Origin of the sequence: Comamonas sp. MYb396, assembly GCF_037479555.1 — a bacterium.
In the GTDB taxonomy this organism is placed as follows: Bacteria; Pseudomonadota; Gammaproteobacteria; order Burkholderiales; family Burkholderiaceae_C; genus Comamonas.
The window spans coordinates 1-12,460 of the sequence record NZ_JBBGYU010000009.1; the positions used below are offsets into that span (position 1 = coordinate 1).

Here is a 12,460-nt window from a genome sequence, read left to right on the forward strand (position 1 = left end):
AAGCCCGGCAATGGCGCACGCCGCGAAGGCCAGGGCGCCGGCGGCCGTGGCCCACGCCGTGACGGTGGCCAGGCGGCCCCCGCTGCGCCCAAGGCGCCTGCCCGCCCACGCCACCCGGTGGTGGAAAAGCTCGCCGGTCTGTACCCTGCACTGTTTGGCGACCAGCCGCTGCCGCTCAAGCGCGGTGTGTTCCAGGACCTGATGGCCGCCCACCCCGACGCCTTCGAGAAGAACGAGCTGAAGGTGGCCCTGGGCCTGCATACCCGCTCGACCCGCTACCTGAACGCCGTGGCCATGGGCCAGCCCCGCCATGACCTGCAAGGCCAGGTGGTCGAGGCGATGGCGCCCGAACATGTGTTCCATGCGCTGGTGGAGTCCTTCCGCCGCCGCAAGCCCCGTGATGGCGAAGACCTGCAGCTCAAGCTGCGCCGCCGCATCGGCATGGCCTATATCGCGTCCGACCTGAGCCGCGACGATTTCCTGGCCAAGGTCCAGGTCAAGGACGAAGCGACCCAGGCCCTGCTGGCGGCAGCCATGCAGGAAGTGGCCGAGTTCGACGCCAAGGCCGAAGCGCTGGCCACCGCCCACGCCGCCAGCGGCAAGAGCGTGGCCGAGTTTGCCGATATGTACGGCATGCACCCCGCTGCTGTGGAGCGCCACCTGCACCGCGCCGCCCAGACCCAGGCGATTGCTGCACGCCCTGCAGCCGCGCCTGCGGCCCCAAAAGCGGCGGACGAAGGCGATGCGGCCGAGCCGGCCGCTGCCAAGGCCGACGACAACGCTGCTGCTGCTGAATAAACCCGGCATTCGCCCAGCAAAAAGCTGCCCACGCTCTTGGAAGCGTGGACAGCTTTTTTTATGCCCCTGGCTTGATCGCTGACCCGCCGCTGCTTACACTGAGTTCCTGAGACCTGCGGATGGCCACCATCTGCGCAAGGAGTACGCCATGAAGCCCGATACCCCCCAAGCCAACCGCAATCGCCGCTGGCTGCGCAAGTTCTGGGGTGCGGTCTGCGTGATTGCGGGCCTGGCCAGCATTGCCGCCGGGCTGGAGACGGCGTTGATGGACTGAGCGCCGCTTGGCGTTTAAGAAGCAGCCAAGGCCTTCTCGATGGCCGCTTCCAGCTTGGCCGGCTTGGTCATCGGGGCAAAGCGCTGCACCGTGCGGCCATCGCGCCCGACCAGAAACTTGGTGAAGTTCCACAGAATCCGCCCGCCCAAGAGGCCTGGCGCCTGCGCCTTGAGCCAGGCAAACAGCGGGTCGGTGTGCGGGCCGTTGACCTCTACCTTGGCCAGGCTGGGAAAGCTGGTCTGGTAGTTCAGCTCGCAAAACTGCGCAATCTCGGTATTGCTGCCGGGGGCCTGCGCACCAAACTGGTTGCAGGGCAGGCCCAGCACCTGCAGGCCCTGGGGGCCGTACTGCTGCTGCAAGGCTTCGAGCCCTTGGAGCTGCGGCGTAAAGCCGCAGGCGGTGGCGGTGTTGACCACCAGCACCACCTGGCCGGCATAGCGCGACAGCGGCAGCGGCTTGGCGCTGGCGTCGTGGAGAACAAAGTCCTGGATGGTGTGCGGTGTTGCGGGCATGGCGGCTATCTTAGTCGCTAACCCGCCTCAAGTTAGCCGCGTTCAGCGCCACTCAGGGCAGGCGCGACTCCAGCGCCGCAATCAGCGAGGCCGACAGCACCAGCGCGCCGCCCAGCAGCAGGCGGCCCGAGAGCACGGTGCCCTCGATCAGCACATTGGAGGCGCTGGCAAAGACCACCTCGGACAGCATCACCACCGCAGCGGTGGTGGCGGCCAGGCGCGAGGCGCCGTATTGCAAGGTCCAGTTGCTCAGCATGATCAGCACGGCGACGACCAGCACCATCAGCGGCCAGCCCCAGGCCATATCGGGCACGGCCGGCATGCGGCCCAGGTAGATACCCAGCACCGACATGGCACCGGCGGCCACCAGGCCGCCAAAGAACATGGCCAGCATGCGCGCCTCGCCCGGCACGCGGTACTGGCTGCGCAACACCACATTGGTACCGGCAAAGGTAAAGCCCCCGACAATGGCCAGCGCATCGGGCAGCGAGAGGTTGGCTGTCAGGCTCTGCCAGGTGGCGCCGGCTGGAATCATCACGATCAACACGCCGCTGAAGGCCAGCACCAGGCGCAGGATGGAGTACTTGTTGGGCTTTTCACCCAGAAAGTACCAGGCCAGCAGCACCGACCAGGCGGGCATCAGATAGAACAGCAGCACCACACGCACCACATCTCCGGTGGTGGCGGCCCAGTTGAACAGCACATTGGTGCTGCCCGAGGTAAAGGCCAGCAGCAGCAGCAGCGGGTGGCGCCGGGCAATGGCCGCCGCTGCCGGCTTGACCAGCAGCAGACCGCAAAACAGGATCAGGTAGACCAGGGCCGTGCCCAGTACCGGGTGCACCCCCAGGGCCTGCAGCTGGCGGAACGGCCACCAGATCGTGCCCCAGATCAGGGCGTTGGTCATCAGGGCTAAAAAGGGCAGCGCGGTGAGCATGGGGCGAGGGGAAACAGCGCCTGGGGTCAACAGGCGCTGTCAGCTTTCTATTTTTCTAAGGGGTGCAGGAGGGCAGGTGGGCTTGGCGCGTGGCCCACCGGCGGGTCACTCAGTGGTGGTGGTCGTGGCGGGCAATGTCCAGCAGCCGTTGGACTTCCTGCGGATGCTGCTTGCAATTATGCCGGTGCCACAGCAGGATGCACCACATGATGCCGGCCACCAGCAGGCCAAAGCAGGTGATGGCGCCATAGGCCGACATGCCAAAGCGGGTGAACATGCTGTAGACGACACCCAGGCCCAGGATGCAGGCCTGCTCGTTGAAGTTCTGCACCGCAATCGAGCGGCCCGAGCCCATCAGGTTGTGGCCCCGGTGCTGCAGCAGGGCGTTCATCGGCACCACCAAAAAGCCACCCAGACCGCCCAGCACCACCAGAAAAGGGACCGCCAGCCAGATGCTGTGGATAAAGTTCATGCACACTACCAAGAGGCCCATCGCAATGCCCAGCGGGATCACGCGCGTAGCGCCGTCGAGCTTCATGCGCATCGAGGCGAGGATGGCACCGACTGCTGTGCCGATGGCGACCACGCCGACCAGCGCCGAGGCCTTGGTGGTGCTGTAGCCCAGCGCAACCGCACTCCAGGCCAGCACGATATAGCGCAGGTTGCCCGAGACGCCCCAGAACAAGGTGGTGGTCGACAGCGAGATCTGGCCGAGCTTGTCGCGCCACAGGCGGCTGTTGCAGCGCCAGAAGTCGGGCAGCAGGTCCATCACGTTGGAGAACATGCTGCGACTCGTGTCCTGGCGCAGTGGCACCAGCTGGGTGCTGGTGCGCGGGATGCGGGTGTTGAACCAAGCCGCACCTGCGTACAAGAGACCGATCACGCAGATTGCCGCCTCGGAAGGGGTATCGATGGGGGTGTCGATCAGCGGCAGATCAAAGGACAGCAGCCAGCCCGAGACCTGGGGGCCCACCAGCTGGCCGCCCAGCAGCACGCCCAGGATGATCGAGGTAATGGTCAGCCCCTCGATCCAGCCATTGGCCCGCACCAGCTGGCTGGCGGGCAGCAGCTCGGTGAGGATGCCGTACTTGGCCGGTGAGTAGGCGGCTGCGCCCAGTCCGACGACGGCATAGGCGAGCAGCGGGTGGTGGCCAAACAGCATCAGCAGGCAGCCGATCACCTTGATCGCATTGCTGATGAACATCACCTGCCCCTTGGGGTAGGCATCGGCAAAGGCGCCCACAAACGGTGCCAGGATCACGTAGAACAGCGCGAACATGGGCACCAGGGCGGCACGCTGCCACTCCGCAGCGCCTGCGCTGATCAACAGATCGACGGCAACGACAAACAGGGCGTTGTCAGCCAGCGAGCTGAAAAACTGCGCCGACATGATGGTGTAGAAACCGCGCTTCATTCGTTGGGAGGCTGATAAGGGATGCTAATGGCGCGAGAAATTTGTAAGCTGCGTGTAGGGAGTCGAGGTTATAGCACGCAGGGGCGAAAGCACGGTGCCAGAATACTAGGGGTTTTCATAATCTTGTTGTGAGTATTTGCCATGCCGCGCCCCATTCTAGCCACCATTCACACAGCTGCCTTGCAACATAACCTGGCACGCGCCCGTCTGGCGGCCCAAGACGCCAAGCTGTGGTGCGTGGTGAAAGCAAACGCTTACGGCCATGGCATCGAGCAGGTGTTTGACGGCATGCGCGCCGCTGACGGCTTTGCGCTGCTGGAGCCGTCCGAGGCGCAGCGCATCCGCGATCTGGGCTGGCGCGGCCCCATCCTGCTGCTCGAAGGCGTTTTTGATGCGCGTGACCTGGAGCTGTGCTCGCGCCTGAACCTCTGGCACACGGTGCACTGCGACCAGCAGATCGACTGGCTGGCGGCCCACAAGACCCAGCAGCCCCACCGCGTGTTCCTGAAGATGAACTCCGGCATGAACCGCCTGGGCTTCACCGCCGAGCGCTACCGCTCGGCCTGGGCCCGGCTCAATGCGCTGCCCCAGGTCGACGAGATCTCCTTCATCACCCATTTCAGCGATGCCGACACCGCCAAGGGCATCGGCGCGGCCATGGCGCTGTTCAACCAGACCACCGTGGACCTGCCCGGCGAGCGCAGCATCTGCAACAGCGCCGCGATGCTGCGCAATCCCGGTATGTCGGCCAGCGAGCGCGGCGACTGGGTGCGCGGCGGCATCCTGCTCTACGGCAGCGCGCCCGATTACCCGCTGCAAACGGCCGATGACTGGGGCCTGCAGCCGACGATGAGCTTGTCGGCCAAGGTCATCGGCGTGCAGGAGCTGCAGCCCGGCGATACCGTCGGCTATGGCTCGGCGTTCACCGCCGACAAGCCCATGCGCATCGGCGTCGTCGCCTGCGGCTATGCCGACGGCTACCCGCGCCACTGCGGCAACGGCACCCCCGTGCTGGTCGACGGCCAGCGCTCGCGCCTGATCGGCCGCGTCAGCATGGACATGGTCACCGTCGACCTCACCGACATCCCCCAAGCCGGCTGGGGCAGCGAGGTCACCCTCTGGGGCCGTGCGGCCAACGGCACCGTGCTCTCCATCGACGAAGTGGCCCAGGCCGCAGGCACCGTGGGCTATGAGCTGATGTGCGCTGTTGCGCCACGGGTGCCGGTGGTGGTGGATGGGCACTGATCTGCCTCAAAAATAGGCAGATCTACCAAGGGCTGAGCTGGCGCTGCGACGGCTTTGCTGAAGGATTCAGCCAGCTCCGCAGGCTTTAAAGAAAAGCCTGCCTTTGCCGTCTGAGCGCGTCGCGGTCGATGCTGGCTGCGAGCTGCTCCATATCCACCGGGCTGACCCCCAGTGCCTGAAAATGCGCAGCCCACTGGTCCACGGCCGCAGCCACCTGCTGCACCAGCGCGATGGCGCGTGGCCTTTTGAGCCCGTATTCCTTGATCTGGGTGAGCGCATTCTCCAGGCTGGACTCAGCCCCCATGGTGCCCACGCTGAGTGCCTGGTAGCCCAGGTTCTGCAGACTGGGCACCACGTCGTAGGCGGGGCTGAGGTCGTAGTAACCGTCCACGTTCAGGCTGATGCTGTGGTTGCGCTCATGGTCGTCGGTGTTGTCCATGAGGATGTTGAAGACCATGCGCTTGAATAGCTCCTCGCGCATGGTGGCCTGCCGCTCGGGATGGCCCAGGCGCAGCAGGATGCTTGCCAAGGCGCTGTAGCTCAGCTCCAACCCCGCAGCGCGCAAGGCAGTGTGAGCCGATTGGCAGTGCACGCGGAAAGGGCCGATGCGGTCAAAGCGCGCAATGGTGAGTGCATGCCGCGCCTTGCCATAGCGCGGTGGCAGTGGCAGCACCGCAGTGTTGGCGGTGTATATGCCGGCCTGTGCGGCCAGCCTCATCGTCGCGTGTTCAATCAGCGGGGTATCCACGGCATCATCCAACTCGCTGAATTTGATGACGCAGGGGCCGTTGTCGGTCTGCAGCAAGGCCTTGGGCCGGGCGCCACCCAAGGTGACGCCGGGCTGGACCAGGCGCTGTATCTCGGGGGTGATTGGGGCCTGGGTCTGCACATCTTCCACTGCGGCCGCGAGTTGCGCCAAGTCCTTCAGCTGCGGATAGGGCCCGATATAGCGCGGCAGGTAATGCTCAGCAGAGGTGGAAATGCCCAGTGCGCCAAAGCGGTCGTCTCCGGCAAAGAGCAGCATCTCCAGAATAGACAGGCGTGCAGGCCGGTCGATGTGGCGGATGATGCGCTCGCCCCAGCGGTCAGGCCGGGCGTCGTCGATCGCGCCAGGCGCCGTATGTTTTTCCTCATTGCTGAAAAGCTGGCCTTGTACCAAGGGCAGGTCCTGGCTGAGCGCAAAGTTCCACCAATCTGGCGCATAGCTGAACGTGGCGCAATCTGCCACCAACTGCGAAAGGCTGACCGTGCCCGCCAAGGTGGGCGCCGCCGGGTTGACCATGGCCCAGACATAGAGCTGGTCTTGCGGCACATAAGTGCGTGCAGAGACGGAGGGGAAGGCGTCGGCGGTCATGGCTTTTGGGGAGGCTTCTTGGCCATGAGCGCGGCAAGTCCTGGGGCTGCACTTGTCCATTCCTTGAGAGTCTTCTCTGATGGTTCCGCAACGATCCGAGCCAGCTCGGGCAGGTAAGCAGGGCTGAACAAGGATTTCCGGGATTTTTCTAAAGATTCGGAAGTGAGACGATCTATCTCTGACAAGGTACCTGCCTCAGTCCCGGCTTTGCGGCGCTCTGTTTGTGCCGCTGATGGCAGGGGATGGGCTGGCTCTTGAGTTTTGGGCTTGCGCTGGCTTTTTGCCTTGGCGACCTCTCGCTCCAGCGCAGCATGGTCGTTCTGCGGTGCAATCAGCCCGGCCAAATCGCCCCTTGGATTGATCAGCCACATGCACATCACATAGGAGGCCATCGCGACCGACGGGTCACCCCGTTCGATGCGGGCCATCGTGGGCTGTGAAATGCCCAGGCGTTTGGCCCATTGTGCCTGCGACTCTCCTCGCCGCTTACGGGCGATAGCAATGTTCTGCGCCAGCTTTTCGATCTGCTGCAGGACGGCTTGCGGGTAATCGGAAGGCGATGTGTTTTGACGAGGCATTCATAGATATTAGTCTTTTGCCAGAAAAAAGCAAATCTATGAATTATTTCGTCTTCTATGCTGACGAAAAAATACCAATCTCTGCTTGCACTGAGCTTAAAACAACATAGATATCATCATTTCTACGAATTTCATTCATCTATGAATATTTAAGGCTAATGGTGCCATTCCTCATCACTCTTCAACAGCAAACAGCGTGATCTTTGGGAGCATCCAGCATCCTCCTCCTCCTCGCCGGCGTAGCCGGTGAACTGACCAAAAACAGACCCCCGTTAACCCACGGGCTTACCCTGGTGTCCTCAGGGTTTGTGCAGGCCTGAAAAAATTAGCGTACAGTTTTGTACGTTTAATGCTTTTGCCTCTACCCCATGACCTCCAAAGAACGCCAACCCCGCAGTGATGCGCTGGCCCATCGCAGCCAGTTGCTCGATGCGGCCCTGCATGTGTTTACCGAGCAGGGGGTGACGGTGGCTTTGGATGTGGTGGCCGAGCGGGCGGGGGTGAGCCGCACGACGCTGTACCGCAATTTTGCGGACCGGTCCGAGTTACTGCGGGCCTTGCTGATCCATATCCTGGAGCGGCTGGCCGCCAAGGCCCATGCCTTGAGCGAGACGGGCGATGCCGATGCGCTGTTCGAGTTTTTGCGCCTCTGGGCGCATGACTCGGTGCTGACCGTGCCGCTGACCGATTACTGGCGCTCGCTGCCGCTCGATGACCCCTTGGTCGTTGACCTGCGCGCGCGCCTGTTGGCGCTGGTGACGCCCTTGTTGCTGCAGGCCAAGGCGGCAGGGCGCTGCCGGGAGGATCTGCAGGGGGCAGATCTGCTGCTGATCGTGGGCATGTTCAGCGCGGCGCGGCGCGGCCGCACGCCGGCCGAGCGCCTGCAGCTGAGCGACCGCGCCTGGCAGCTGATCACCGAGGGCCTGCGCATGGATGCCAGGGAGACGGTATGAACGCGCCTGCCTTTCGCTATGTCGAGCAACCCCCGGATTGGGAGACGCATGAGCGCCCCGTGCTGCCGGGCTCGCCTGCGCGGCTGCAGCACACGCTGCCCCGGCGCATCGCCTACATCATGGTGGGCCTGTTCGTCGGTCTGGTTGGCGGTCTGGGCAATGGCCTGGTCACGGCCAATCTGACCTCGATCCAGGGCCAGCTGGGCCTCACGGCAGTCGAGGCCGCCTGGCTGCCTGCAGCCTATGTGATGGTCAATGTGACGGCCAACCTGCTGGTCTTCAAAAGCCGCCAGCAGCTGGGCCTGCGAGTATTTGCCGAATGGGGCCTGGGCATCTATGCGCTCTTGGCATTGCTGCACGTGTTTGTCGAGGGCTACACCATGTCCATCGTGGTGCGGGCGGTCGCTGGTTTTGCCGGTGCCACCACCACCTCGCTGGCCGTCATGTATGTGATGCAGGGCTTTCCGGCCTCCAAGGTGCCCTCGGCCTTCATCCTGGGCATGAACATGTCCTCGATCGCCGTGCCGCTGGCCTGGGTGCTCTCGCCTTCGCTGGTCAACGTCAACCCCTGGCCCCATCTGTATGCGTTCGAGGCGGGTCTCGCGCTGATGGCCTTTGCCGCCGTGGTGGTGCTCAAGCTGCCGCGCGGCCTGCAGATCCATGTGTTCGAGCCGCTGGATTTTGTGACCTTTCTGCTGGTCGCGCCTGCGGTGGGCCTGCTGTGCGCGGTGCTGGCCCAGGGCGTGAACGCCTGGTGGTTCAACGCCCCCTGGCTGGCCTATGCGCTGATCGCGTCGCTGGTGCTGTTTGCGCTGGCCGCCCTGCTGGAATACAGCCGCCGCACGCCGCTGATCCAGCTGCGCTGGCTGATGCACCCCACGACGCTGACCTTCATGGCCGGCGCCATCATGATGCGTTTCATGATCTCGGAGCAGAACTATGGCGTGGTGGGCCTGCTGCGCGCGATGGGCGTGGTGCCCGAGCAGCTGCAGGCGCTGTATGGCGTGATCTTTGTCGGCATGCTGCTGGGCGTGATCGTGGGGGCGGCCACCTTCAGTCCCCAGGCCATCCTGCCGCAGATCCTGACCTCGATCCTGCTGATCGGCGTGGGCGGCTGGCTGGATCTGCACTCCACCAGCCTGAGCCGCCCGCATGACTTTTTCTTCAGCCAGTTCCTGATCGCGTTCTCGGCGGCGCTGTTCATGGGGCCGGTGATGATGATCGGCATCCAGCGCGCGCTGGGCAAGGGGCTGGACCACATGGTCACCTTTGTCGTGCTGTTCTCGGTCACCCAAAGCCTGGGCGGGCTGCTCGGCCCCGCGCTGCTGGGCAGCATCCAGCAGCAGCGCGCCCAGCTCTACACGCAGGCGATTGCGGCCGATATGCCGGTGACCAACCCGCTGGTCGCGCAGCGCCTGGCCCAGCAGTCGCAGTCGCTCGGCCGCACCATCACCGACCCGGTGCAGCGCGGCGCCCAAAGCCAGGCCCAGCTGGTGCAGGTGATCCGGCGCGAGGCGGCGGTGCGCGCCTTCAACGATGTGTTCCGCGTGATTGGCGCGATGGCGCTGGCCTTTCTGGCCTGGGCGTTCTACCGCGTGCTGCGCCAGCGCATTTTGGCCTGGCTCGCGCGGCGCCGGGGCGAGCTGCCGGCGCCCGTCTGACCTCCATCCCCTTTTTCGATCCCTATCTACAAAGCAACAACAATGGCTGATACTGAAAAACCCACTCCCCAAGCGGCCCCCGCTCCCGCAGCGCAGCCCACTGCCCCCCAAGCCACGGCGGCTGCGGCTGCTGCATCGGCTGCCCAAGCGTCGGCAGCTGCTGCAACGGCAGCCACCCCGGCACCCGTCGCATCGCCGACGGCCAAGCTGATCCGGCCCAGCCGCCGCGCGGTGCTGACCATGGCGGTCGTCGCCTTGGCCGGCGTGCTGCTGGTGCTCTGGGCCTGGAAGCTGCCGCCCTTTGCCTCCGACATGATGCGCACCGACAACGCCTATGTGCGTGGCCAGATCACCGTGCTGGCGCCGCAGGTCAGCGGCTATGTGACGGAGGTGAATGTGCAGGACTATGCGCATGTCAAGCGCGGCGATGTGCTGCTGCGCATCGATGACCGCATCTATGCCGAAAAAGTGGCCCAGGCCCAGGCGCAGCTCGACAATGCCCGCGCGCAGCTGGCCAACTCGGACCAGACCCAGGCGCAAAACCGCGCCAACCTGGGCGCGCGCCAGGCCAGCCTGTCGGCGGTGGATGCCGAAGCGCGCCGCGCGGCAGCTGATCTGCAGCGGGTCGAGGACCTGGCCGCTCGCGGCTCGGTGTCGCTGCGCGAGCGCGACCAGTCGCGTGCCACCAGCCAGCTGGCCAAGGCCAATGTGCAAAAGGCGCAGGCCGATATCCGCATCGGCGAGCAAAGCATCAAATCCACCCAGGTGGCACGCGCCAGTCTGGAAGCCCAGGTGAAGGCCGCCGAGGCCCAGCTGGGCCTGGCCCAGATCGACCTGGACAACACCGTGGTGCGTGCGCCGCGCGATGGCCAGATCAGCGAGGCCTCGGTGCGCCTGGGCCAGTATGTGGCCTCGGGCACGCAGCTGCTGTTCCTGGTGCCCGAGCAGCTGTGGGTGGTGGCCAATTTCAAGGAAACCCAGATCGCCCACATGCAGCAGGGCCAGGCCGCCAGCTTCTACGTCGATGCGCTGGAGGGCGCGCAACTGACCGGCCATATCGAACAGATGGCACCGGCCACCGGCTCGGAGTTCAGCGTCATCAAGGCGGACAATGCCTCGGGCAACTTCATCAAGATCGTGCAGCGCCTGCCGATCCGCATTGCGATTGACCCGAACCAGCCGCTGGCCGCGCGCCTGCGCCCGGGCATGTCGGTTGAAGTGCATGTGGACACGCGCGCGGCCAAGGCCGCCGCGCAAGGAGCCCGGCCATGACCCGCAGCCGGTTTTTGCAAGGCTCGGCCGCCAGCACGCTGACGGCCCTGGGCATGGCGATGCTGCTGGCCGGTTGTGCGCCGGCACTGCGCCAGGCGCCCGCCGATGCGGCCGTGACCGTGCCCAGCGCCTGGGCGCAGACGGGCGACGCTACCTCCAGCGGGCCTGAGGCAGCCGTGCCGGTGGCCTGGTGGCAGGCCTTTGGCGATGAACAGCTCAACCACTATGTGCAGGCGGCGCTCGCCCGCAATGCCAACCTGCAGGTGGCCGGCACGCGCGTGGCGGCAGCCCGCGCCCAGCTCGCCGCTGCCGATGCCGCGCTGCAGCCCAGCCTGTCGCTGGGCGCCAATGTGGGCGCCACCCACACCTTGACGGCCTCGGGTATCACCACCAGCCGCTCCATCCAGCCCCAGTTGCAGGCCAGTTGGGAGCCCGATCTCTGGGGCCGCCTGGGCGACCGCAGTAGCGCAGCCGATCTGCAGTACCGCGCCAGCCAGGCCGACCGCGATGCGGTGGCGCTGACGGTGGCGGCCACCACGGCCCAGGCCTATGTCGATCTGCTGGGCCGCGAGGCGCAACTGGCCCAGACGCGCCAGACCCTGCAGACCCGCAGCACCGCGCTGCAGCTGGCCCGTGACCAGGAATCGGTGGGCTATATCTCGCGCCTGCAGGTGACCCAGGCGCAGGCCGAGTACGAGGCCATCCAGGGCCAGATCCCGCCGCTGGAGCTGGCGATTGCACGGCAGTACAACGCGCTGCAGTTGCTGGCCGGCGATGTGCCCGCGGTACGCGATACCGCTGCGGCCGACGGCCAGGGCTTTGCCCGTCTGCAGATGCCGGTGGTGCCCGCTGCGCTGCCCTCGGCCCTGCTGCGGCGCCGGCCCGACCTGGTGCAGGCCGAGCTGAACCTGGCCGCCAGCGATGCCAGCCTGCGCGCCAGCCGCGCCGCCTACCTGCCCCAGCTCAACCTCAGCGCCAGTGCGGGGCGGCTGTTTGTCAATGCGCTGCAGTACAACCCCATCAATGTCTGGAGCCTGGGCGCGAGCGCGCTGGCGCCGCTGTTCGATGGTGGCCGGCTCGACGCGCAGTACGACAGCGCCACCGCCCAGCGCGACCAGGCCGCCTACGCCTACCGGGGCGCGGTGCTGTCGGCCCTGGGCGATGTGGAAAACGCGCTGGTCGGCGTGCAGCGCCTGGCCGAGCAGGAGCAGGCGGCCGAGCGCCGCCGCGCCGTGCTGGCCCAGACCCTGGGTTATGCCAAGGACCGCTACGAGGCGGGCTATGCCTCCTACCTGGAGCAGATCGACGCCCAGCGCAACCTGTTCCAGGCCGAGACCGAGCTGGTCAACCTGCGCCAAAGCCGGCTGGACAACCAGATTGCGCTGTACCGCGCGCTGGGCGGGGGCTGGTCGGCCGATGCGGTGCTGCCGAGCGCCGCAGTGCAACCCGCCGCCGCAGATTAGGC

General features: G+C 65.6%; 12 protein-coding genes. 7 read left to right on the forward strand and 5 right to left on the reverse strand.

Features of this window, described 5'->3' with window-relative positions:
• Both WH265_RS18965 and WH265_RS18970 read left to right on the forward strand, forming a co-directional pair.
• A partial coding sequence (locus tag WH265_RS18965; RefSeq protein WP_339559321.1) for a ProQ/FINO family protein occupies positions 1-798 on the forward strand: 798 nt, incomplete at its 5' end.
• Between the two features lie 148 nt (positions 799-946).
• Positions 947-1,072 (forward strand): hypothetical protein, encoded by a 126-nt coding sequence (locus tag WH265_RS18970; protein ID WP_021027617.1) that lies wholly within the window; start codon positions 947-949, stop codon positions 1,070-1,072.
• A 14-nt stretch (positions 1,073-1,086) separates the two neighbouring features.
• Here WH265_RS18970 and WH265_RS18975 read toward each other — a convergent pair whose 3' ends face one another.
• From WH265_RS18975 to lplT, 3 genes are all read right to left on the reverse strand, one after another.
• Entirely contained in the window at positions 1,087-1,584 is a 498-nt protein-coding gene (locus tag WH265_RS18975) for a glutathione peroxidase (protein ID WP_339559322.1), read from the reverse strand.
• Positions 1,585-1,636: 52 nt separating this feature from the next.
• A complete protein-coding gene (locus WH265_RS18980; RefSeq protein WP_339520893.1) occupies positions 1,637-2,488 on the reverse strand; it encodes a DMT family transporter in 852 nt (283 codons plus the stop codon).
• Between the two features lie 139 nt (positions 2,489-2,627).
• The gene (gene lplT / locus WH265_RS18985) at positions 2,628-3,932 is read right to left on the reverse strand and encodes a lysophospholipid transporter LplT (protein WP_021027614.1); all 1,305 of its coding nucleotides are present in this window, start codon (positions 3,930-3,932) and stop codon (positions 2,628-2,630) included.
• A 141-nt stretch (positions 3,933-4,073) separates the two neighbouring features.
• Here lplT and alr point away from each other — a divergent pair, with 141 nt between their 5' ends.
• A complete protein-coding gene (alr, locus tag WH265_RS18990) occupies positions 4,074-5,177 on the forward strand; it encodes an alanine racemase (RefSeq protein ID WP_339559323.1) in 1,104 nt (367 codons plus the stop codon).
• A gap of 85 nt (positions 5,178-5,262) precedes the next feature.
• On the opposite strand, the gene WH265_RS18995 is transcribed toward alr, so the two are convergent.
• Together WH265_RS18995 and WH265_RS19000 are read right to left on the reverse strand one after the other, a co-directional pair.
• Positions 5,263-6,531, reverse strand: coding sequence for a type II toxin-antitoxin system HipA family toxin (locus WH265_RS18995; RefSeq protein WP_339535822.1), 1,269 nt, complete (start codon positions 6,529-6,531; stop codon positions 5,263-5,265).
• Positions 6,528-7,109, reverse strand: a complete 582-nt coding sequence (locus tag WH265_RS19000; RefSeq protein WP_021027611.1) for a helix-turn-helix transcriptional regulator — start codon at positions 7,107-7,109, stop codon at positions 6,528-6,530. Before WH265_RS19000 ends, WH265_RS18995 begins: the two co-directional genes overlap by 4 nt.
• Positions 7,110-7,477: 368 nt before the next feature.
• Between WH265_RS19000 and WH265_RS19005 the strand changes: the two genes are divergently transcribed.
• The 4 genes from WH265_RS19005 to WH265_RS19020 are packed head-to-tail and all read left to right on the forward strand — an operon-like array spanning position 7,478 to position 12,458.
• Positions 7,478-8,062, forward strand: a complete 585-nt coding sequence (locus WH265_RS19005) for a TetR/AcrR family transcriptional regulator (protein WP_339535824.1) — start codon at positions 7,478-7,480, stop codon at positions 8,060-8,062.
• A complete protein-coding gene (locus tag WH265_RS19010; protein ID WP_339520904.1) occupies positions 8,059-9,723 on the forward strand; it encodes an MFS transporter in 1,665 nt (554 codons plus the stop codon). Before WH265_RS19005 ends, WH265_RS19010 begins: the two co-directional genes overlap by 4 nt.
• 42 nt (positions 9,724-9,765) lie before the next feature.
• Positions 9,766-10,995: an HlyD family secretion protein gene (locus WH265_RS19015; protein WP_339559324.1), complete on the forward strand. Its 1,230-nt coding sequence runs from the start codon at positions 9,766-9,768 to the stop codon at positions 10,993-10,995.
• A complete protein-coding gene (locus tag WH265_RS19020) occupies positions 10,992-12,458 on the forward strand; it encodes an efflux transporter outer membrane subunit (RefSeq protein ID WP_339559325.1) in 1,467 nt (488 codons plus the stop codon). Before WH265_RS19015 ends, WH265_RS19020 begins: the two co-directional genes overlap by 4 nt.
• The last annotated feature ends 2 nt before the right edge of the window (positions 12,459-12,460 follow it).

Coding starts and splice junctions, on each gene's coding strand:
- WH265_RS18970 (WP_021027617.1), top strand. CDS start 947: ATGAAGCCCGATACCCCCCAAGCCAACCGCAATCGCCGCTGGCTGCGC.
- WH265_RS18975 (WP_339559322.1), bottom strand. CDS start 1,584: ATGCCCGCAACACCGCACACCATCCAGGACTTTGTTCTCCACGACGCC.
- WH265_RS18980 (WP_339520893.1), bottom strand. CDS start 2,488: ATGACCAACGCCCTGATCTGGGGCACGATCTGGTGGCCGTTCCGCCAG.
- lplT (WP_021027614.1), bottom strand. CDS start 3,932: ATGAAGCGCGGTTTCTACACCATCATGTCGGCGCAGTTTTTCAGCTCG.
- alr (WP_339559323.1), top strand. CDS start 4,074: ATGCCGCGCCCCATTCTAGCCACCATTCACACAGCTGCCTTGCAACAT.
- WH265_RS18995 (WP_339535822.1), bottom strand. CDS start 6,531: ATGACCGCCGACGCCTTCCCCTCCGTCTCTGCACGCACTTATGTGCCG.
- WH265_RS19000 (WP_021027611.1), bottom strand. CDS start 7,109: ATGCCTCGTCAAAACACATCGCCTTCCGATTACCCGCAAGCCGTCCTG.
- WH265_RS19005 (WP_339535824.1), top strand. CDS start 7,478: ATGACCTCCAAAGAACGCCAACCCCGCAGTGATGCGCTGGCCCATCGC.
- WH265_RS19010 (WP_339520904.1), top strand. CDS start 8,059: ATGAACGCGCCTGCCTTTCGCTATGTCGAGCAACCCCCGGATTGGGAG.
- WH265_RS19015 (WP_339559324.1), top strand. CDS start 9,766: ATGGCTGATACTGAAAAACCCACTCCCCAAGCGGCCCCCGCTCCCGCA.
- WH265_RS19020 (WP_339559325.1), top strand. CDS start 10,992: ATGACCCGCAGCCGGTTTTTGCAAGGCTCGGCCGCCAGCACGCTGACG.